Below are 20,465 nucleotides of genomic sequence, written 5' to 3' on the forward strand. Positions count from 1 at the left end.
TTTTGTGGGTTGTATAATTTATTTTATTAATTTTATAAGGTAAGATATAGATATTTAACTTCATAAAATTAATAATTTGCCAGTATAATAGGATAAAAGGTATTTTTTATGTCAACAAGTAAAACAAAAATTAGAAAATTAATATTAGAAGGTAATTTGTACTTAGTATTTTTGTTTATAAGTTTTCCTATTATGGTAACCAATCTTCTTCAGTCTTGTTATGAACTTGTAGATATGTTTTATGTTGGGAAACTTGGTGCTATGCCTCTTGCAGCATTGTCTCTTACTGGTCCTATTAATTTCCTTATTATGGTTTTTGCCATGGGGATGGCTACAGGAAGTGTGTCATTAATGTCTAGATCTATTGGAGAGAAGACCTTTTCTAAATTTTCAAAATATGCTGGGCAGTTAATTTTTTTAAATTTTATATTTTCTTTATTTGTTGCAATTTTAATTTTTATATTTATAGATTCTATTTTAGAACTTGTGGGTGTAAGGGGTGAGCTTAAAGAACTTACAAGGTCGTATTTTTATGTTATAGTTTATGGAATACCCGTTATGTTTCTCAGTATTTCCGTTGTGTATATATTGAATTCTCAAGGAGAAACTGTTGTTGCGATGTTTTTGATTTTAGTCGCAAATATTATTAATTTTTTTCTTAACCCAATCTTAATGTTTACTTTGGGTTTAGGTATTGCTGGTGCTGCTTGGTCTACGCTTTTATCTAAATTAATTACAGTTTTGTCCTATCTTTTTTTTACATATAGATTAAATTGTGGACTTAAAGTGCATTTTAAAGATATTATTCCAGATATTAATGTAATAAGAAAAATTATTAGTTTGGGATTGCCGGCAGCTTTTGGTCAAGTTATGGCCTCTTTATCTTTTTTGATTTTTAATCATATTGTAATTCAAATTAGTTCCAAATTTTTAGCTGCTTATGGCATGGTAAATAATATTATTTCTTTTTTACTTCTTCCTGGAATGAGTATTGGTACTGGAATTATTTCAATTGTTGGACAAAATCTTGGTGCAAAAAATATAATGAGAGTAAGAGATATTTTAAAAAAAGGGTTTTTTGTTACTCTAGTAATAATGCTTACCGTTGCATCTTTTATCATGTCTTTTAAAGATGTTATAATAGCTCTTTTTACATTTGATTTAGAAGTTATTAAGTATGCTAATGGTTATTTATCATTGGCAGTTATTGGAACTGTTGGATTTGGTTTGCAACAAGTTTTTTTAGGTGTATTAGTAGGTTCAGGGCTGACAAAGCTGGTTATGATTGTTGTTTGTATTCGTCTCTGGATTATTCGTTTACCAACTGTTTTTATATTGCAATATTTTGGGATTGTGGAAGATTCATTAGGTTATGCTTTTATAATTTCAAACTATTTGGCTTTAATTATTTTATTATTTGTAACTTTAACTAGATATGGACAGATATGCAATAAGAGTAATATGTGAAGTTGTATCGTTGTTTTTGTGAGGCAGTATTTTATACATACTTTTATTTAATTGAATATTCATAAAAGTGATCTTTTGAATATTAATCTTCTTTTAGAAAGATATAAAATATGTTTTTTTGTTGCTTATTGACATTGATATTTAAGTTAAATGTTTTTTTCTCCTGCTTTAATGCCTTCTTGAATTATATGCCCGGTTTTATTTCCTTTTTTAAAGATTGCTAGTGAGTTTTGCTTTATATCTATTTTTTTGTTGTTTTTAAGAGTGATAATTAATTTGTTTTTTTTATTAGTCTTAAATCTTATAATTTCAATTTTTTCTGTATTTTTCTTTATATTAACAATATAAGTAATTTCTCTGCCTGTTTCTTTTGATTTGACATCATTATTTTTGATGCATGAGATATTTATGAAAATAATAAGTATGATGCTATTCTTTAATAGTTTGTATTTTAACTTAAATTGTGACATAGTGTTATATTATCTTAGCCTTTAATATTAATCTTAGATATATTTTGAATTTTAATAATTTAGTTATAGCATTGATTGCTCAATTCTTTTTTATTGACTAATATTTAATATTAATATATTATATATTGACTATATTTTGAATAATGTGTATACTAATGGAGTTGTTAAGAATTCTTTTAGAAAAACACGGTAATCGGGTCAATTTCTAAGAAAATGTGTTTTTTTAATAATGGTTTTATTTTATATAATGTTATTATCCTTTAGTAAAGGAACAAATTGGAATTCTTAAGTTAAGAATTTTGAAGAATAGATGAAGATTTAGAGTGCAAATTTTTGGGAGGTGATTCATGGCTAAGGAAATTTTTCAAAGAACAAAGCCACATATGAATGTTGGTACAATAGGGCATGTTGACCATGGTAAGACAACATTAACAGCGGCTATTAGTATTTATTGTTCAAAGGTAAATAAAGATGCTAAAGCTCTTAAGTATGAAGATATTGATAATGCGCCTGAAGAGAAGGCAAGAGGAATAACAATTAATGCTAGACATATTGAATATGAAACTGCAAATCGACATTATGCCCATGTTGATTGTCCTGGGCATGCTGACTATATTAAAAACATGATTACAGGTGCAGCTCAGATGGATGCTGCAATATTATTGGTTGCTGCTGATAGTGGTGCAGAACCTCAAACAAAAGAGCATTTGCTCCTTGCACAAAGAATGGGAATAAAGAAAATAATAGTGTTTCTAAACAAACTAGATTTGGCAGATCCTGAACTTGTGGAGCTTGTTGAAGTTGAGGTTTTGGAACTTGTTGAGAAATATGGATTTCCTAGTGATACACCAATAGTAAAAGGTTCAGCTTTTGGAGCTATGTCAAATCCTGATGATCCAGAAGCTACAAAATGCATAAAAGAACTTCTTGAAACTATGGATAATTATTTTGATCTTCCAGAAAGAGATATTGATAAACCATTTTTGCTTGCTATTGAAGATGTTTTCTCTATTTCTGGACGTGGTACAGTTGCTACTGGTCGTATTGAGAGAGGTGTTATTAAGGTTGGACAAGAAGTTGAGATTGTTGGAATTAGAGAAACCAGAAAGACAACCGTTACTGGTGTTGAAATGTTTCAAAAGATTCTTGAACAAGGTGAAGCAGGGGATAATGTTGGTCTTTTATTAAGAGGTGTTGATAAAAAAGATATTGAGAGAGGTCAGGTTATTGCTGCTCTTGGTACAATTACTCCTCACAAAAAATTTAAGGCTTCTATATATTGTTTAACTAAAGAAGAAGGTGGAAGACATAAACCGTTCTTTTCAGGATATAGACCTCAATTTTTCTTTAGAACAACAGATGTTACAGGTATGGTTAGTCTTGAGGGTAAAGAGATGGTTATGCCTGGAGATAATGTTGATATTGTTGTTGAGCTTATATCTTCAATAGCGATGGATAAAAATGTTGAATTTGCTGTTAGAGAGGGCGGTAGAACAGTTGCTTCAGGAAGAATTCTGGAAATATTGGAATAGTGTAGGGTTTAGAGATTTTTTGTCTCTAAAGTTTAGGAGAATAAATTGATTACTAAAGATAAGATACGGGTAAGGCTTTTTAGTTTTGATGTTAAGATATTAGATCAGAGTGCTGAGTCTATTGTTAGGGCTGTTCAAAAGTCTAAAACACAGATTAAAGGTCCAATTCCTTTGCCGACAAAAATAAAGAAGTATACTGTTTTGCGTTCTCCTCATGTTAATAAAAAATCAAGAGAACAGTTTGAAATGAGAACCCATAAGAGGCTTATTGATATTTTAGAGCCTACTTCTGCTTTGATGGACTCTTTGATGAAATTGGAGCTTCCTGCAGGAGTGGAGGTTGATATTAAACAGTAATAGATTTTTAAGTTATGAATTTGAGGTGTTTTAATGTTCGGATTGATTGGAAAAAAAGTTGGCATGACGCAGGTCTTTCAAAGCAATGGAATTGTGGTACCTGTGACGGTGATAGAGTTTGAACCCAATTATGTTATAGGCAAAAAAACAATGGAGAGAGATGGGTATGATGCCCTTATAATGGGTTCTGTCGATCTTAAGGGTTCTAAAGTTTCAAGACCTATAAAAGGTCAATATAAAAAATTAGAAAATATTGAACCTAAAAGATATGTGATAGAATTTAAAGGTCTTAAAGGTTATGATGCTGGTGATGAGGTTGGACTTGATGCTTTTAGAGAGATTAAATATGTAGATATTACTGGTACTACCAAGGGTAAAGGTTTTCAGGGAGCTATGAAAAGACATAATTTTAGTGGTGGTCCATCTTCTCATGGTTCTAAATTTCATAGGCATCTTGGTGGTACAGGTCAAGCTACTACACCTGCTAGAACTTTTAAGGGAACTAAAATGGCTGGCAGAATGGGTGGTGAACAACAAACTATTCAAAATCTTGAAATTGTTTTTATTGATGAGGAAAAAAGAGCCATTTTGGTTAAAGGAGCTGTACCAGGAGTTAAGGGTTCTTTTGTTATTGTTAAAAAGGCAAAAAAAGTAGGTATTTAGTATGGAAAGAAAAGTTTTTTCTAAAGATGGACAAGAACTTAGAACTATAGATTTGGATGATGGAGTTTTCAATATAGATGTTAGTTATGGTTCTATATATAATGCTATTAATAATGAGCTAGCTAATCTTAGAGTTGGTACAGCTTCAACTAAGACTAGAGCTGAGGTTAGAGGTAGTTCAAAAAAGCCTTGGAAACAAAAAGGTACGGGACGTGCTAGAGTTGGAACTAGAAGGAATCCAGTTTGGGTTGGTGGAGGTATAGCTTTGGGTCCAAAGCCAAGGGATTATAGTTATAAGCTTCCAAAAAAAGTTAAACGACTTGCTTTTAAATCTGTTTTAAGTCTATGTGCATCTGTGGATGATAGACTTAAAGTTGTTGAAAATTTTACTATTGACTCAGGAAAGACAAAAGAGCTTGCTTTAATAATAAAGAATTTTATAAAACATAATGGAAGAACAGTTATTTTATTGGGTAATGACGATCAGATGATCAAGAGAGCAGGAAAGAATATAAGGGATTTGAAGATTTTATCTTTTAATAGACTTAGGGTTGTTGATTTATTTTATACTAAAAATTTAATAGCTCTTGAATCTGCTATTAATGGGCTTAATGAGCTTTATGTTAAATAAAATGGATAGTAAGGATGATTTATGAAAGTTTATGATATAATAATTTCGCCTATGCTTACTGAGAAGACTAATATTCAAAGAGAAAATATGAATGTTTATGCTTTTAAAGTTAAAAAACAGGCAAATAAGAAGGAAATTGGTGCTGCAATTAAAGAGCTTTTTAATGTTACTCCAATATCATGTAATTTGCTTAATGTTAAGAGCAAGGTTAAAACAGTTGTCTCAAGAAAAGGTTATCCTATTGGCAGAGGGAAAACTTCTTCATGGAAAAAAGCGTATGTTTATCTTAAAAAAGAAGATAAGATAGATATTTTTTAGTGGTTTTGGAGAAAAAATATGGGGATTAAGATTTATAGGCCAAAAACTTCGTCTTTACGTTATAAGACAACTTTATCTTTTGATGAGTTAAGTAAGGGTAATGACCCTTTGAAGTCTTTAACTAAAGGGAAGGTATCTAGGGCTGGGAGAGATTCTTCTGGAAGAATTAGTGTTAGGAGAAGAGGTGGAGGACATAAGAGACGTTATAGGGAAATTGATTTTGCCAGAAGGGATAAATTTGGTATACCTGCTAGAGTTGCAGCTATTGAGTACGACCCAAATAGAAGCCCTAATATAGCTTTGCTTGTATATAGAGATGGAGATAAAAGGTATATTATTGCTCCAAAAGGAGTTAAGGTTGGTGATATTTTGGAGAGTGGTCCAAATGCCCCAATAAAGATTGGTAATGCATTGCCGCTTGAAAATATTCCTGTTGGTAAGATGGTTCACAACATTGAACTTAATATTGGAAAGGGTGGACAGCTTGTAAGAGGTGCTGGTGGATATGCTATGATTATTGCTTCTGATGGAGATTATGTAACAGTTAAGCTTCCATCAGGTGAAATGAGAATGATTTTTAAGAAGTGCATAGCGACTCTTGGAGAAGTTGGTAATGAAGATTATATGAATGTTTCTATTGGTAAAGCTGGTAAGAGTAGGTGGCTTGGTAGAAGACCTAAAGTTAGAGGTGTTGCCATGAATCCTATAGATCATCCACATGGAGGTGGAGAAGGTAAAACTTCTGGTGGTCGACATCCTGTATCTCCTTGGGGGCAGCCAGCTAAGGGATATAAGACTCGAAAAAAGAATAAGTATTCAGATAAATTTATCGTCAAAAGAAGAAATAATTAGGAGTGTGTAGTGGCAAGATCTATTAAAAAAGGACCTTTTATAGAAAAGAGTCTTTATCAGAAAGTTTTAGCTTCTTCTGGTAAGGAGAAAAGGGTTGTAATTAAAACCTATTCTAGGGCCTCAACAATAATTCCTGAAATGGTAAGTCTTACTATATCTGTTTACAATGGGAAATCTTTTATTCCTGTGTATATTACTGAGGATCTTGTTGGGCATAAGCTTGGAGAATTTTCACCTACAAGAATTTTTAGAGGGCATGCTAAATCAGATAAGAAGGGGAGGAAATAGAGGTTTATGTTTGTGAATAAAAAATATACTGCTAAGGGCAAAAATTTGCCATCTTCTCCAAAAAAGGTGAGACCTATAGCTAATAATATACGAGGCAAGCCTTATAACGAAGCTATTGCAATATTGTGCTCTATGCCTAATAAAGGAGCTAAACTTTTGGGAAAAGTAGTTAAATCGGCAGCGTCAAATGCTATGTATCATAATAGAAATCTTTCTGAAGATATGATATTTGTAAAGACAGTTATGGTAGATGATGGGAGAAAGCGTAGAAGCATTTGGCCTAGAGCTAGAGGTAGAGCAGATAGGCTTATTAATAGAAGTTGTCATATTTTTGTTGAAGTTTATGAAAAGATGTATGGTGGAGAATAGGATATGGGTCAAAAAGTACATCCTTACAGTTTAAGAATTAAAATTAATAGGGATTGGAAATCAAAGTGGTATTTTGATAAGAAATTATATTCTGAAATTCTTCACGAGGATTTCTTAATAAGACGAGAAACTATGAAATTTCTTAAAGGAATTAAATTTGATATTTCTGATATAGAAATCATTAGAAATAATCTTCAAAGAGTGACTGTAGTAATTTCTACTCCAAGACCCGGTTCTGTTATTGGTGTTAAAGGTGCTAATCTTGAAAAAATTGGTCAATTGTTAACTAGAAAAGTATCTAAAAAAATTAATATTAAAATAAAAGAGATTAAGAAGCCAGAGTTTGATGCACAAATTGTTGCTAATGGCATAGCAAAACAGTTGGAAAATAGAGCTTCTTATAGGAAACTTTTAAAATCTTCACTCTTGTCTTCTATTTCTAAAGGTATTCAAGGTATAAAAATTAAAGTTTCAGGTAGACTTGGTGGGGCTGAGATTGCTAGAAGTTTTGAAGTTAAAGAAGGACGAATTCCTTTGCATACTCTTAGAGCAAATATAGATTATGGTTTTGCCGAAGCTTATACAACTTATGGTGTTATTGGTGTTAAAGTTTGGTTATTTAAGGGCGAAATTTTAGGAAAGCAAATCAATTCAGATGCGGGACAAGTAATTAATAGGAAACCTTCAAAAGATAAGGTTGAGCGTTTTGATAAGGGTAAAATCGATGATAAGGGTAGAAAGGTTGTAAATGACGATAAATTTTCTAGAGAGAAATTAGAAATTGGATCTAGATCTAAGAATGATTTTAAAAATAAAAATGATTCTGATATCTAGAATTTTAAGGAGCGTTAGATGTTAAGTCCTAGAAAGGTTAAATATAGGAAAAAACAAAGGGGAAGACTTTCTGGAGAGGCTCAGAAGGGTAATAAAATATCTTTTGGGGAATATGGGCTAGTTTCTCTTGAGGCAGATTTTATTACTGCAAGACAAATTGAAGCAGCTCGTGTTGCTATGACTCGTAGGGTTAAGAGGGGAGGTAAGGTTTGGATTAGAATATTTCCAGATATACCTTATACTAAAAAGCCAGCTGAAACTAGGATGGGGAAAGGTAAGGGAGGAGTTGATCATTGGAATGCTCCTGTAAAACTTGGTACTGTTATGTTTGAAATCTCTGGTGTACCTAGAGAACTTGCTGAATCAGCTATGATGCTTGCTAGTTCTAAACTTCCAGTTAAGACTACATTTGTGGTAAGACGAGATTTGAGGTGAGTTATGTTAAAAAATTTAAAAGATCTTACTCTTGAAGATATGAAAGTAAAAAGATTAACTTTAAAGAAAGAATATATGGATTTAAGATTTAAGACTGTGGTTGGGCATGTTGAGAATCCTTTAAAAAAAAGAGAGCTGAGGCGAGATATTGCAAGGCTTAATACGATAATTCATGAGTATGCAATAGGTATTAGGAAGGTTTAAGTGTTATGGCAAGGGAAAATAAGAAAGAACTGATTGGAAAGGTTGTTAGTGATAAAATGAGCAAAACAGTAGTTGTTGAGATTGTTCAAAGAAAAATGCATCCTATCTATCATAAGTACTTAAAAGTTAGTAGAAGAGTTAAGGCTCATGATGAGAGAGAGGAATCGAAACTTGGTGATAAGGTGAAAATTGTTGAATCCCGACCTATTAGTAAAGAGAAAAGATGGAGACTTGTTGAAATTTTAGAGAGATCAAAATAATTTCGATTATTTTTATATTAGAAATACAGAGATAGAGGAGATTAATTATGGTACAGATGCAGACATATTTAACTGTTGCTGATAATACAGGTGGCAAAATAGCACAATGCATAAAAGTTCTTGGTGGAAGCAAGAGGCGATATGCTAAGGTTGGAGACATAATAGTTATTGCTGTAAAGCAAGCAATTCCTAACTCTCCTGTTAAGAAAGGAGATGTGCATAAAGCCGTAATTATTAGAACGTCTAAAGAGATAAGACGCAAGAATGGCACTTATGTTCGATTTGATGACAATGCATGTGTTATACTTGATGCTAATTTAAATCCAAGGGGTAAGAGAGTTTTTGGACCCGTTGCAAGAGAGCTAAGGGATGCTAATTTTATGAAAGTTGTCTCTTTGGCGTCAGAGGTGATATAAGGGGCTATTTATGAAAACAAAGTTGAGAGTTGGTGATAAAGTAAAGATCCTTTGTGGTAAAGATAGAGGTAAAGTTGGTGAAATTGCTAGCATAGATAGAAAAAAGTTTAAAGTTACTGTTAAATCTTGTAATATGATTAAGAAGGTTATAAAGGCAAGAACTCCTCAAGAGAAAGGAAAAATAATTGATAAGGAAGCACCTATGGATATTTCAAATGTGATGTTATTTTCTAATGGTGTGATTTCAAGAGTAGGAATTAAATTTGAGAATAATGAGAAAAAGAGATATCTTAAAAAAAGTGGAGAGAATGTTTAGATTATGAGTTATATTCCTGAGTTGAAGAGGCGTTATAGAGATAATATTGTAAAAGAACTTGTTAGTGAATTTCAATATAAATCTATTATGCAAGCTCCAAAAATAGAAAAAATTGTTGTTTCTATGGGTGTAGGTGATGCTGTTAAGAATAAAAAGCTTTTAGATTCAGCTGTTATGGAACTTAGTCAGATTACTGGACAGAAAGCTGTAAAGACAAAGGCTAAAAAAGCTATTTCTGGATTTAAGATTAGACAAGGTCAAGAAATAGGTGCTAAAGTTACACTTCGTGGTAACATGATGTATGAATTTTTATATAAGCTTGTTAATTTAGCATTGCCTCGTGTTAAAGATTTTAGAGGTATAAATGGCAATGCTTTTGATGGGAATGGCAATTGTTCTTTTGGAATAGCAGAGCAAATAATATTTTCTGAGATAGATTATGATAAAATAGAGAGGATATCTGGGTTGAATGTTACAATAGTAACCACGGCTTTAAACGATAAGGAAGGTAAAGCTTTGCTTGCTAAGTTTGGTATGCCATTTAGTAATTAAAGGAGTTTTTATTTATGGCTAAAAAATCAATGATAGTTAAGGCCTTACGAAAGCCAAAGTATAAAACGAGACAAAAAAATAGGTGTAAGTTATGTGGACGTCCTAAGGGTTATATGAGAGATTTTAGTATGTGTCGTATATGTTTTAGGAATCATGCATCTGCAGGATTGATTCCTGGTGTCTCAAAGTCAAGTTGGTAAGGAGAATTTATGGCTGTTACACATTCAGTGGGAGATATGTTAACTAAGATAAGAAATGCGAGCAGGGTGAAACATGAGTCTGTAGATTTAAAGATGTCTAAAATAAATAGGTCTATATTAGATATTCTTAAGGAAGAAGGATATATTAAAAATTATAATATTTTTGATAAAAAAGGTATTCCTTTTATTAAGGCAATGTTGAATTATGATGGTAAGAGAAATCCGGCTATAAATAGAATAGATGCTATTTCAACTCCTGGGAGAAAAGTTTATTCTTCATATAAAAATATGCCAAGAATCAAAAATGGATATGGCATATTAATAGTGTCGTCTTCAAAAGGTGTTATTACTGGCAAGCAAGCCAAAGATAATAAAGTAGGTGGTGAGCTAATCTGCTCAGTTTGGTAAGGTTAAGAGGTAGGTAAATATGTCACGTATTGGTAAACTCCCTATAAAGATCGCTGATTCTGTTAAAGTTGATATTAAGGATAATTTTATAACAGTTGAAGGTAAAAGGGGTAAATTAAGTCAAGAGATAAATAGTAGCATTCGGGTTAAAATTGAAGACAACAATATTATTGTTGAGAGAGCTTTTAATAATAAACAGACAAGAGCTTTTCATGGACTTTATAGAAGCTTGATTTTTAATATGGTTAAGGGAGTATCAGATGGGTTTTCAAAATCTCTTACTATTAATGGTATAGGATATAGGGTTGAACAACAAGGTAATAGTCTATTTTTTAATTTGGGATACTCAACTCAGTTTGAATATGTAATTCCTGAAGGAATTAATATTCGCCTTGATGGTAATACTAAAATTGCTGTTGAAGGTATAGATAAATGTAGGGTTGGCCAGGTTGCTGCAGAGATTAGAAGCTTAAAAGTTCCAGAGCCTTATAAAGGTAAGGGAATTAAATATGATAATGAAGTAATCAGACGAAAAGTAGGAAAATCAGGAGTAAAGAAGTAGGTTTTAGGTGAATTTTTATGAAAAAAGTGAAAGAAGCTGAAAAAAAAAATATAAAGCGTAAAAAAAGAATAAGAGATAGAATTGGATTTGGTGTCGCAGAGAGACCTAGAGTTACAATTTTCAAATCTAATAAATATTTTTATGCTCAAGTCATTGATGATATAGTAGGTCGTACTCTTGCAAGTGTTTCTACTATTGAAAAGGAGCTTAGTTTGAACAAAAATATTAGTGATGTAAAGAAACTAGGTGAAGTTCTTGCAAAAAGACTAAAAGATAAAAATATCAGTAAGCTTATATTCGATAGAAATGGTTATAAATATCATGGGCTTATTGCAGGTTTTGCAACTGCTTTGCGTGAAGCTGGTATTGATGTTTAGGGGGAATTATAGTGGAATCTCAAGTTCATAAAAAGCAAATAGAAAAATTAATATCACTAAATAGAGTTACTAAAGTTGTAAAGGGTGGGAGAAGATTTTCTTTTTCTGCATTTATGGTTGTTGGTGATGGTGAGGGTAAGGTTGGCTGGGGTTTTGGAAAGGCTAATGATGCTAGTGATGCAATAAAGAAAAGTTTAACGAATGCTAGGAAGAATTTAAAAACCGTTCCTATTAAAAAAGGTACTCTTCCTAATATGGTCATTGGAAATTTTAAGAAGGCTAAGGTTTTAATTAAGCCTGCAACTCAAGGTACTGGTATTATTGCGGGTGGGCCTGTTCGTGCTGTCATGGAAGCTTTGGGAGTACATGATATTTTAAGTAAATCTCTTGGTTCAAATAATTCTATGAATGTAGTAAAAGCAACTTTTAAAGCATTTGAGTTAGTGTTAGATGCTAGGAAAATAGCTCATATAAGAGGTAAGACTTTAAGAACGTTATGGAGTTAATATATGATTAAGAGAAAATTGCGACTTCAGCTTAAGAAAATTAGATTTAAAGCTGCAAGGTCTAGATTTAAAAATAAGGCTTTTATTAAAAGAATGGAATATAATAGAGAAGTTATTGCTAAAAGTGATATTAAGGTTGAAGTTGAACTTAGGAGAAGTCTTATTGGAAAATCGGATAGTAAAGTGAAGACATTAAAGGCTTTAGGTCTAAAGAGAATAGGAGATAAAAGAATTCATATTTTAAATAAATCTCTTCAGGGAATGCTTAATAGTGTAATTAGCATGGTTTTTATAAGTGAGGTGACAGATGATTAAGCTAAAGAGACCTTTAGGGGCTAATAAATCTAAAAAAATTGTTGGTAGAGGTCAAGGATCTGGTCTTGGTAAAACTTCTGGTAGAGGACAGAAAGGACAAAAAGCTAGAAATAGTTCACCAAGAGTTGGCTTTGAAGGAGGTCAAACTCCTCTTTATAGAAGACTGCCAAGGCGAGGCTTTTCTAATCATGATTATAAGATAAGATATGAGATTGTAGGACTTGGTGATATAGATAGAAAGTTTGAAACCGGTGATTTAGTAAATTATGATACTTTATTTCAAAAAGGGCTTGTAAATAAAAATAAAAAAAATATTAAGATTTTAGCTAATGGTGAACTTACTAAAAAGGTAAATTTTGAAATTTCTCGTATTTCAAAATCTGCTGAAGAGTTGGCAACAAAAATTGGCTGCAGTATAAAATTGATCTAGAATGGTAATAAAATGAAAGGTTTGTTTTTAAATTTATTGACGATTAAAGATTTAAGGAGCAAATTTTTATTTACTCTATTTATTCTTTTTATTTTTAGAGTGGGTTCATATTTGCCAATTCCAGGAATAGATCCTGTGGCTCTTAGAAGTTATTTTAAATTTCAATCGGATTTTTCAATTACTAATTATTTTGATTTTTTCTCAGGTGGTGCTTTTAGTAATTTTTCCATATTTATGCTTAGCATAGGTCCTTATATTTCAGCATCAATTATTATCCAACTTCTTGTTTATTCTTTCCCTTCTTTAAAAAAAATGCAAGAAGGGGATAATGGACGGAAGAAAATAAAAAAATATACGAAATATTTAACTATTGTTGCAGCAATGGCTCAAGGATATGCTACTAGTCTTTATGCTAAGAGTATTCCAGGGGCATTGAATATACCTTTTTATAGATATATTTTTGTTGCTATTTTAACAGTTACTACTGGTACTTTTGTTCTTTTATGGCTTGGAGAACAAATTAATCAGAGAGGAATTGGAAATGGTGTGTCTTTAATAATATTCTCAGGGATAGTAGTGAGATTGCAGGCAGCTTTGTTTAATTTATTTCAAAGTATGAGAGATCCATCTCAAAATATCAATCCTGTTTTTGTAATATTAGTGTTAAGTATTTTTATTTTGGTTGTTATATTAATTATATATGAATACAAAGCACAAAGACGTATTTCTATTCATTATGCGAGGGCAAATTCAAAAAATACTGTTAGTTCATATTTGCCAATTAAGCTTAATCCTTCAGGTGTTTTGCCTGTTATTTTTGCATCTGTACTTATTACTTTACCTTTGCAAATTTTAAGTGGATTTGCTGGTACTTCTGTTCTATCAAGACAAATTTTATCTTATTTAAGACCTAATGGGCTTTATTATACGTTGTTGAACGTATGTTTAATAATAGGATTTACATATTTTTATTCTAAAATACAATTAAGTCCAAAAGATATAAGTAATAATATTCTAAAGAATGGTGGTACTATTCCGGGTATCAAGGCAGATGAAATGGAAACTTATTTGGATAAAATTATGAATAGAACATTATTTTCAGGCTCTATTTTTTTATCCATGATTGCAATTATTCCTTTTTTAGTGCAAAATATTTTTAGATTTCCTTATGATGTCTCAAGGATTATGGGTAGTTCTTCGTTGCTTATCATGGTAGGAGTAGCGCTTGATACATTAATTCAGATTGATGCATATTTAAAGACTCAAGGATTGTCACGTGGGCCTGGTAAGAAATATGCATTTTTACAGAAAATTTAGGAGTGATTTATGAAAGTTAGGGTTAGTGTCAAGCCAATTTGTGAAAAATGTAAAGTAATAAAGAGAAAAGGTGTTTTAAGAATTATTTGTGATAATCTTAAACATAAGCAAAGACAAAAATAAGGGGAAAAAATGGCTAGAATAGCAGGAATAGATTTGCCAAATAATAAGCAACTTCAAATTGCTCTTACTTCTATCTATGGAATAGGAAGATCTAGAGCTTTAGAAATTTGCAAAAAAACAGGTATTTTGCCAGAAAAGAGAGCTAAAGATTTAGACAATGAAGAAGTTAATAAGCTTAGAAAGATAATTGAGAGTGACTATGTTGTTGAAGGAAAGCTTAGAAGTGAATTAGCTATGTCTATTAAAAGGCTTATGGATATTGCATGTTATAGAGGACTTCGGCATAGAAAAGGGTTGCCCTTAAGAGGTCAGAGAACCAAAACTAATGCAAGAACTAGGAAAGGAAAGAGAAAAACTGTGGCTAATAAAAAGATAGCTGCTAAATAAGGTTGTTTTATTGATGGAGGAGGGAGAAATTTGAGTGCGAAAGTATCAACTAATAAAAGAAAGGTAAAAAGAAGTATTGGTGAGGGTAATGTTTATATACAGGCTACTTTTAATAATACAATTGTAACTGTGTCAGACATAAGAGGAAATACTTTAGCTTGGGCAAGTGCAGGTGGAATGGGCTTTAAAGGTGCTAAAAAGTCAACCCCTTATGCTGCTCAAATGACAGCAGAGGCAGCTTTAGGAAAGGTAAAGGATTTTGGTATTAATTATGTTCATGTTTTTGTTAAAGGTCCAGGAATTGGTAGAGAATCTGCCATACGAGCTGTTGGATCATCAGGTATCATTGTTAAGTCAATCTCAGATGTTACTCCAATACCACATAATGGGTGTAGACCAAAAAAAACCAGACGAGTTTAGTTAGAGGAGCTATTAATGTCTTTAGGAAAGCTTTTAAAAGATTTTACTATACCTGATAGGATTGAATTTGTGAGGGGAGAGGATGATGGCTCTTATGGAAAATTTGTAATATATCCTTTTGAGAAAGGTTTTGGTGTTACTATTGGAAATACTTTAAGACGTGTATTATTGTCTTCTATTGAAGGATATGCTATTTCGGCTATGAGAATTCAATCTAATCAAGAAGAGTCTTTAAAGATTGTTTCAAGTGAATTTGATTTAATCCCTGGAGTTATGGAAGATACTCTTGAAGTAATTGCTAATATTAAAAATGTTCATTTAAAGTTGGATGAAGGAGTTACAAATACAACAATAAATCTTTCTGTTAATGGGAAGGATAATAATGTTTTAAAAGCAGGTCATCTTGAGAGAGAAGGTGTTGAAGTTTTTAATAAAGATTTAGTTATTGCCACACTTTCAAGTGATGCAAATTTAGATTTTGAATTTCAAGTTAATTATGGAAGAGGATATGTTTCTTCTGAACAAAATGCAAAATATTTAGAAGAAGTTAATACTATTGCTCTTGATTCTATATTCTCTCCAATAGAAAAAGTAACATATTCTGTTGAGGATACTAGAGTTGGACAGAGATCTGATTATGATAAACTTGTTATGGAAATTTGGACAACAGGTGTAATTAGTGCTAAGGATGCAATTAAAAAGGCAGCTTCTGTAGTAAGAGAGTTTTTACTTCCATTAGTTAATTTTGAAGATAAAGTTATTCATTCTGTTGATTATGCTGAATTTAGAGATTCTGACATACTTAGTATGAATGTTGAAAAATTAAATTTGTCTGTTAGATCTCTTAACTGTTTAATTAAGGAAAATGTTAAGACTTTAGGGGAACTTATTAGCAAAAGTCCTGTAGAGCTTTCAAAGGCAAGAAATTTTGGGAAAAAGAGTTTAGAAGAGATAGTTGAAAAGCTTAATGCTTATGGGTTATTTTTGGGAATGTCTAAGGTAGAAGCTCTTAAAGTATTAAGTAAACACGATAAAATATCTCATTAAAAGGGAGATCATTTTTATATGAAGACTAAGGTAGGATTTAATAGATTAGATAGAAAATCAAGTCATAGAAAGGCGCTTTTAAAAAATATGGTAATTTCTCTTTTTAGGCATGAGAGAATAACTTCTACTAAGGCAAAATTAAGTGAAGTTAGAAGATTTGCTGAAAAGTTAATTACGAGAGCCAAAGTTGATAGCGTGCATAATAGGAGAGAAATATCAAAATTTATACATGATAAGTATATCCTTAATAAATTATTTACTAAAATTTCCCCTATCTTTAAAGAAAGAAAGGGTGGTTATACTAGGGTTATTAAGCTAGGACAAAGGTATGGAGATGCAGCTGAAATGGCAATTCTGGAACTAGTGGATAAAACCTTAGGAGAAAAGTAATATTCTTTACATATTAAGTTAATCCTTTTAAAGGGTTTATACTTATTTGTTTGTTGGAATAGGGGGGTAATTGTATGTCATATATTACTTTTTCTTCTATTCTTGCTGGTGTCCTAGGTGTTATATTAGGTTTTATAATAAGAATTATTTTAGGTAGATTTTCTTTATTAAATTTAGATAAAAAACTAAAGAAGGTACAAGAAGAAGCAATCTTAGAAATAGAAAATGAAAGAAAACGAGTTATTTCACATGCAAAATCTCAGATGCTTAAAGATAAAAACCAGCAAGATAGGGAAATAAGAGAGAGAAAAAATGAGGTTTTTAATTTAGAAAAAAGGTTATTACAGAGGGAAGAAACCTTAGATAAAAGAATAGCAGCCCTTGATAAACAGCAAAGTAGAATTGATTTTAAACTTAAAGAATTTGAACAGAAAGAAAAAATAATACGTGAGAAAGAATTATCTCTTGTTAAAAAAATTGAAAATATTGCTGGTCTTACAAAAGATGAAGCAAGAAAGATTGTAATTGAAAAGGTTGAAAATGAATCTAAAAGGGATGCTCAAATTATTATTAATAAGTCTGAACAAGAGGCTCAGCTCTTAGCAGATAAAGTGGCTAAAGATATATTAGTGTCTACTATGCAACGCATAGTAACAGAAGTTAGTTCTGAGTTTACAGTAACTTCTGTTGAACTTCCTAATGATGAGATGAAAGGTAGAATCATTGGTAAAGAAGGGCGTAATATTAGGGTTCTTGAAACATTAATAGGTGCAGATATTATTATTGATGATACTCCAGAGGCTGTTGTGATATCTTGTTTTGATCCAGTAAGAAAAGAAGTAGCAAAAAGAACTCTTGAGAGGCTGATTTCAGATGGGAGAATTCACCCTGCAAGAATTGAGGAGATTGTTTATAGTGTTACTAATGAGATTAACAATATTATTCTTGAGGAAGGTGAAAGGGCAGTATTTGATTTAAATATACATGGATTTGATAAAAGACTGATTAGGGGTCTTGGAAGACTTTATTTTAGAAGCAGTTATGGTCAGAATGTTTTAAGTCATTCAAAAGAAACAGCTATAATTGGAGAAATTTTAGCTAAAGAGATGAAGTTGGATCCTGTTGTTGTCAAAAGGGCATGTCTTTTGCATGATATTGGAAAAGGAATGGAAAGTATTTCTGAGAATAGTGAGGGACATGCTATTACAGGTGCTGAACTTGCTCAGAGCTGTGGTGAGAGTGATATTGTTGTTAATGCTATTGCTGCACATCATAATGAAATAAAACCTGAGAGCTTTGAGGCTATAGTTGTTCAAATAGCCGATGCTATTTCTGCATCGCGTCCTGGTGCAAGACGTGAGAGTTTAAATAATTATATAACAAGACTTAAGAGACTTGAAGAGATTGCTTATGGATTTGCAGGTGTTCAAAAATGTTATGCAATTCAGGCGGGTCGTGAAGTTAGAATCATTGTTGACAATTTGTTGGTTAATGATGAGAAAGCTACTATGCTTGCAAGAGATATTGCAAAGAAGATAGAAGTTGAAATGCGATATCCTGGAAAGATAAAAGTTACTATTATTCGTGAGACCCGGGTTATTGAATATGCAAGATAGTGATGTTATTAGGACTTTAATAGTTGGAGATATTGTAGGCAATGGAGGACTTAAGAAGATTTTCTTCCATCTTAAGAGTCTTAAGGATAAGTATAATATAGATTTGACAATTGTTAATGGAGAAAATTCTTCTGGTGGTTTTGGGATTACTCCAGAGATAGCTGAAAATCTTTTTAAAACAGGTGTGAATGTGATTACTACGGGTAATCACATTTATGCTGATCCGAGTATAAGGGAGTATTTAAATAAACAGGAATATATATTAAGGCCAAATAATTTTTCAGATTTACTTGAAGGACATGGTCATTGCATTTTAAATGTCAAGGGTGAAAAAGTTGCTGTTATAAATATTCAAGGATTTTTGGGAATGACTTTTATTGTGAAAAATCCTTTTGAAAATGTAAAAAAAGTTATAAATATGATTAAGAATAAGGTTAAGACGATTTTTGTTGATTTTCATGCTGAGAGTAATTATGAAAAGGAAAGTTTTGGATATTTTTTAAATGGATTGGTAACGGGAGTTGTTGGTACTCATACACATATAATGACTTGCGATGAGAGAATCTTGGATAAGGGTACTGCTTATATTACTGATCTTGGTATGACTGGTAGTTTAAACTCTGTAATAGGCTTTAACCCTGAAATTTCTCTTAAAGGGTTACTTGAATATATTTCTTTGCGAACAGAAACTGTTGAGGAAGATGTGATTATACAGGGAGTTGTTATTACTTCTCATTTATACACAGGACGTGCTTTGAAAATTGAGAGAATACAAAAATAGCTTGCTTAATGTTCTTTGTAGGAATTATCCAAGTTTAACAAGAGATGAATTGAGAATCTTAATTGTAACAGGTAGAGTCTATGTTAATTCTCACAAGGAAAAAAATCCTAAAGTTTTAGTATTAAAAAATAGTAAGATAGAGCTGGTTGAGAGCAAATCTAAACAGTTTGTTTCAAGGGGGGGAGATAAACTTTTTGAAGCTTTAGAGATATTTAAAATTGTGGTTAAAGATAAAATTTGTGTTGATGTTGGTGCTTCAACCGGTGGTTTTACGGATTGTCTTTTGCAGGAAGGTGCAAAATTAATTTATGCAGTTGATGTTGGATTGAATCAACTTTCTTATAAATTAAGAATTGATCCAAGAGTTAAAGTTTTTGAGAAAACTAATATTTTTAATATTAAAAAATTTGACATTCAACCTAATTTAGCCGTTATTGATGTGTCTTTTAGATCTGTGATTAGCATATGTGCAAATTTAATTGATAAGCTTTCTGATAAACTTATTATTGCGCTTGTTAAGCCTCAATTTGAGCTTAAAGATTTAGATTTAAATATTAAGGATTTTAATGGTATAGTTGAACATAAATATTTAAATGAAATACTAAATAAGGTTATTAAAAAGTTTTATGATAATTATTTACAAATTAAGGGCATATTAAAACTTACAACCAAAGGTCACAAAGGAAATCAAGAATTTATGTTTTTAGTTTCTAAAAATAGTGGAGTGAATTTGATGCAATCATTGGCATTTCTTGATGATATTGATTTTTAATATTTAGCAAGTTTTGTATTATCTAGTACTCCTGAGAAGTTTAAATTTAGATCTTCAAGTATTATTGGATTGTTTTCAATGTTTAAAGTTATTCCTTTGATACCTTGAATTTCAAGACATGTTGAAATAATTTGTTTTACTTGGTTAATTATTCCTTCTATTCCAAAACTATTTTCATAAAATTCCTTTGATAAATTAATATGAGCAATACCCTCATTAACACTCAAATTTAATATTTGAGTGTTAATAGGAATTAGGCTTAGAAAATTATTTTTAAGTTCATATTCATTTGGTCCATTAAATAGTGCTTTTAATGTTTTCTCAAGAATATTTTTATCGTAATGAATATTTCTTTTGACACCTTGTTTTAAGAAATGTCCTTCAGAAGTGACTTTAATAAAGTGTAGTTTAACTTCTTTTTGATTTTGTAAATGTTTGTGTTCTTGCTCTTGAAGCTCTTCTTTGATTTTTTTTATTTCGGGTGGTTTTATTAAAAATTTTTCATTATTAAGCATTTTTATAGTTTCGCTTTTTGTATTGTCTATCTTTACTTCTATTTCCTTAGGTTTTGCTTTGAGAAGTTCAAAATTGTTGTTAATTTGTTCATTGTTGAATATATTGTTAAGTAGCGAACTTTTAATTATTAGCAACAAGCATATTGCTGTTAAAAATATGGCAAATAATATTAAAAATATATCTACTTGATTAAAGCTGCTTGTTTTGCGCCTGCTGTTTTTTTTTTTCTTATCAATTGAATATCCGCTTGTAATTGGCATAAAACTATAATATTTGCTATTATAATATAAATGTCCACATAAAGGAAGAGGTAGATTGACTTTGATTGGTTCTA

General features: G+C 31.2%; 34 protein-coding genes. 32 read left to right on the top strand and 2 right to left on the bottom strand.

The genetic code is table 11. The features are described from left to right. Positions 1-108 precede the first annotated feature (108 nt). On the top strand, positions 109-1,467 hold the full coding sequence (locus BRE_RS02420; protein ID WP_012538929.1) for an MATE family efflux transporter: 1,359 nt from the start codon (positions 109-111) through the stop codon (positions 1,465-1,467). Between the two features lie 146 nt (positions 1,468-1,613). Here BRE_RS02420 and BRE_RS02425 read toward each other — a convergent pair whose 3' ends face one another. Beyond that, on the bottom strand, positions 1,614-1,937 hold the full coding sequence (locus tag BRE_RS02425) for a hypothetical protein (RefSeq protein WP_012538930.1): 324 nt from the start codon (positions 1,935-1,937) through the stop codon (positions 1,614-1,616). Positions 1,938-2,284: 347 nt separating this feature from the next. On the opposite strand from BRE_RS02425, the gene tuf reads away from it, so the two are divergent. From tuf to BRE_RS02580, 31 genes are all read left to right on the top strand, one after another. Beyond that, positions 2,285-3,469 carry an elongation factor Tu gene (tuf, locus tag BRE_RS02430; protein ID WP_012538231.1) on the top strand — a complete coding sequence of 395 codons (1,185 nt, stop codon included), beginning with the start codon at positions 2,285-2,287 and terminating at the stop codon, positions 3,467-3,469. A 45-nt stretch (positions 3,470-3,514) separates the two neighbouring features. Then, positions 3,515-3,826, top strand: coding sequence for a 30S ribosomal protein S10 (rpsJ, locus tag BRE_RS02435; protein ID WP_012538931.1), 312 nt, complete (start codon positions 3,515-3,517; stop codon positions 3,824-3,826). 33 nt (positions 3,827-3,859) lie between these two features. Next, a complete protein-coding gene (rplC, locus tag BRE_RS02440) occupies positions 3,860-4,489 on the top strand; it encodes a 50S ribosomal protein L3 (RefSeq protein WP_012538232.1) in 630 nt (209 codons plus the stop codon). Position 4,490: 1 nt separating this feature from the next. Beyond that, complete coding sequence (gene rplD / locus BRE_RS02445) at positions 4,491-5,120, top strand: 50S ribosomal protein L4 (RefSeq protein WP_012538233.1); 630 nt, start codon at positions 4,491-4,493, stop codon at positions 5,118-5,120. Positions 5,121-5,141: 21 nt separating this feature from the next. After that, positions 5,142-5,438, top strand: coding sequence for a 50S ribosomal protein L23 (rplW, locus tag BRE_RS02450; protein WP_012538932.1), 297 nt, complete (start codon positions 5,142-5,144; stop codon positions 5,436-5,438). 18 nt (positions 5,439-5,456) lie between these two features. Beyond that, positions 5,457-6,290, top strand: coding sequence for a 50S ribosomal protein L2 (gene rplB / locus BRE_RS02455; protein ID WP_012538933.1), 834 nt, complete (start codon positions 5,457-5,459; stop codon positions 6,288-6,290). 9 nt (positions 6,291-6,299) lie between these two features. After that, complete coding sequence (gene rpsS, locus BRE_RS02460; protein WP_012538934.1) at positions 6,300-6,578, top strand: 30S ribosomal protein S19; 279 nt, start codon at positions 6,300-6,302, stop codon at positions 6,576-6,578. 6 nt (positions 6,579-6,584) lie between these two features. Next, the gene (rplV, locus tag BRE_RS02465) at positions 6,585-6,947 is read left to right on the top strand and encodes a 50S ribosomal protein L22 (protein WP_012538935.1); all 363 of its coding nucleotides are present in this window, start codon (positions 6,585-6,587) and stop codon (positions 6,945-6,947) included. 3 nt (positions 6,948-6,950) lie between these two features. Beyond that, entirely contained in the window at positions 6,951-7,781 is an 831-nt protein-coding gene (gene rpsC / locus BRE_RS02470; RefSeq protein WP_012538238.1) for a 30S ribosomal protein S3, read from the top strand. Positions 7,782-7,799: 18 nt separating this feature from the next. Next, complete coding sequence (gene rplP, locus BRE_RS02475) at positions 7,800-8,216, top strand: 50S ribosomal protein L16 (protein WP_012538936.1); 417 nt, start codon at positions 7,800-7,802, stop codon at positions 8,214-8,216. A 3-nt stretch (positions 8,217-8,219) separates the two neighbouring features. Then, positions 8,220-8,420, top strand: coding sequence for a 50S ribosomal protein L29 (rpmC, locus tag BRE_RS02480; RefSeq protein ID WP_012538937.1), 201 nt, complete (start codon positions 8,220-8,222; stop codon positions 8,418-8,420). A gap of 5 nt (positions 8,421-8,425) precedes the next feature. Continuing rightward, entirely contained in the window at positions 8,426-8,680 is a 255-nt protein-coding gene (gene rpsQ / locus BRE_RS02485; protein ID WP_012538938.1) for a 30S ribosomal protein S17, read from the top strand. 47 nt (positions 8,681-8,727) lie between these two features. After that, a complete protein-coding gene (rplN, locus tag BRE_RS02490; RefSeq protein WP_012538242.1) occupies positions 8,728-9,096 on the top strand; it encodes a 50S ribosomal protein L14 in 369 nt (122 codons plus the stop codon). 10 nt (positions 9,097-9,106) lie between these two features. Then, positions 9,107-9,412 carry a 50S ribosomal protein L24 gene (gene rplX, locus BRE_RS02495; protein ID WP_012538243.1) on the top strand — a complete coding sequence of 102 codons (306 nt, stop codon included), beginning with the start codon at positions 9,107-9,109 and terminating at the stop codon, positions 9,410-9,412. A 3-nt stretch (positions 9,413-9,415) separates the two neighbouring features. Beyond that, on the top strand, positions 9,416-9,964 hold the full coding sequence (rplE, locus tag BRE_RS02500; RefSeq protein WP_012538244.1) for a 50S ribosomal protein L5: 549 nt from the start codon (positions 9,416-9,418) through the stop codon (positions 9,962-9,964). Between the two features lie 14 nt (positions 9,965-9,978). Continuing rightward, the gene (locus tag BRE_RS02505) at positions 9,979-10,164 is read left to right on the top strand and encodes a type Z 30S ribosomal protein S14 (RefSeq protein ID WP_012538245.1); all 186 of its coding nucleotides are present in this window, start codon (positions 9,979-9,981) and stop codon (positions 10,162-10,164) included. Between the two features lie 9 nt (positions 10,165-10,173). Next, positions 10,174-10,572, top strand: a complete 399-nt coding sequence (gene rpsH, locus BRE_RS02510) for a 30S ribosomal protein S8 (protein ID WP_012538246.1) — start codon at positions 10,174-10,176, stop codon at positions 10,570-10,572. 19 nt (positions 10,573-10,591) lie between these two features. Beyond that, entirely contained in the window at positions 10,592-11,134 is a 543-nt protein-coding gene (rplF, locus tag BRE_RS02515; RefSeq protein WP_012538939.1) for a 50S ribosomal protein L6, read from the top strand. 17 nt (positions 11,135-11,151) lie between these two features. Then, the gene (rplR, locus tag BRE_RS02520; protein WP_012538940.1) at positions 11,152-11,511 is read left to right on the top strand and encodes a 50S ribosomal protein L18; all 360 of its coding nucleotides are present in this window, start codon (positions 11,152-11,154) and stop codon (positions 11,509-11,511) included. An 11-nt stretch (positions 11,512-11,522) separates the two neighbouring features. Continuing rightward, positions 11,523-12,017: a 30S ribosomal protein S5 gene (gene rpsE, locus BRE_RS02525; protein WP_012538249.1), complete on the top strand. Its 495-nt coding sequence runs from the start codon at positions 11,523-11,525 to the stop codon at positions 12,015-12,017. Positions 12,018-12,020: 3 nt separating this feature from the next. Beyond that, positions 12,021-12,332: a 50S ribosomal protein L30 gene (rpmD, locus tag BRE_RS02530; protein ID WP_012538250.1), complete on the top strand. Its 312-nt coding sequence runs from the start codon at positions 12,021-12,023 to the stop codon at positions 12,330-12,332. Beyond that, positions 12,325-12,762 (top strand): 50S ribosomal protein L15, encoded by a 438-nt coding sequence (gene rplO, locus BRE_RS02535; RefSeq protein ID WP_012538941.1) that lies wholly within the window; start codon positions 12,325-12,327, stop codon positions 12,760-12,762. Before rpmD ends, rplO begins: the two co-directional genes overlap by 8 nt. A gap of 12 nt (positions 12,763-12,774) precedes the next feature. Further along, positions 12,775-14,079: a preprotein translocase subunit SecY gene (gene secY, locus BRE_RS02540; protein WP_012538942.1), complete on the top strand. Its 1,305-nt coding sequence runs from the start codon at positions 12,775-12,777 to the stop codon at positions 14,077-14,079. Between the two features lie 9 nt (positions 14,080-14,088). Further along, the gene (rpmJ, locus tag BRE_RS02545; protein ID WP_002557090.1) at positions 14,089-14,202 is read left to right on the top strand and encodes a 50S ribosomal protein L36; all 114 of its coding nucleotides are present in this window, start codon (positions 14,089-14,091) and stop codon (positions 14,200-14,202) included. 9 nt (positions 14,203-14,211) lie between these two features. Further along, on the top strand, positions 14,212-14,589 hold the full coding sequence (gene rpsM, locus BRE_RS02550) for a 30S ribosomal protein S13 (protein ID WP_012538253.1): 378 nt from the start codon (positions 14,212-14,214) through the stop codon (positions 14,587-14,589). A gap of 30 nt (positions 14,590-14,619) precedes the next feature. Continuing rightward, positions 14,620-15,009: a 30S ribosomal protein S11 gene (gene rpsK / locus BRE_RS02555; protein ID WP_012538254.1), complete on the top strand. Its 390-nt coding sequence runs from the start codon at positions 14,620-14,622 to the stop codon at positions 15,007-15,009. Positions 15,010-15,024: 15 nt separating this feature from the next. Further along, on the top strand, positions 15,025-16,056 hold the full coding sequence (locus BRE_RS02560) for a DNA-directed RNA polymerase subunit alpha (RefSeq protein WP_012538943.1): 1,032 nt from the start codon (positions 15,025-15,027) through the stop codon (positions 16,054-16,056). An 18-nt stretch (positions 16,057-16,074) separates the two neighbouring features. After that, positions 16,075-16,446: a 50S ribosomal protein L17 gene (gene rplQ / locus BRE_RS02565; RefSeq protein WP_012538256.1), complete on the top strand. Its 372-nt coding sequence runs from the start codon at positions 16,075-16,077 to the stop codon at positions 16,444-16,446. 74 nt (positions 16,447-16,520) lie between these two features. After that, positions 16,521-18,062, top strand: a complete 1,542-nt coding sequence (gene rny, locus BRE_RS02570; RefSeq protein WP_012538944.1) for a ribonuclease Y — start codon at positions 16,521-16,523, stop codon at positions 18,060-18,062. Next, positions 18,052-18,843, top strand: a complete 792-nt coding sequence (locus BRE_RS02575) for a TIGR00282 family metallophosphoesterase (RefSeq protein ID WP_038366789.1) — start codon at positions 18,052-18,054, stop codon at positions 18,841-18,843. The genes rny and BRE_RS02575 overlap by 11 nt, the downstream gene beginning before the upstream one ends. Continuing rightward, a complete protein-coding gene (locus BRE_RS02580; protein WP_012538945.1) occupies positions 18,824-19,615 on the top strand; it encodes a TlyA family RNA methyltransferase in 792 nt (263 codons plus the stop codon). The genes BRE_RS02575 and BRE_RS02580 overlap by 20 nt, the downstream gene beginning before the upstream one ends. Here BRE_RS02580 and BRE_RS02585 read toward each other — a convergent pair. After that, positions 19,612-20,391 (bottom strand): GerMN domain-containing protein, encoded by a 780-nt coding sequence (locus BRE_RS02585; protein WP_012538946.1) that lies wholly within the window; start codon positions 20,389-20,391, stop codon positions 19,612-19,614. The genes BRE_RS02580 and BRE_RS02585 overlap by 4 nt on opposite strands. Between the last annotated feature and the right edge of the window lie 74 nt (positions 20,392-20,465).

The organism is Borrelia recurrentis A1 (genome assembly GCF_000019705.1).
Classification (GTDB): Bacteria; Spirochaetota; Spirochaetia; order Borreliales; family Borreliaceae; genus Borrelia; species Borrelia duttonii.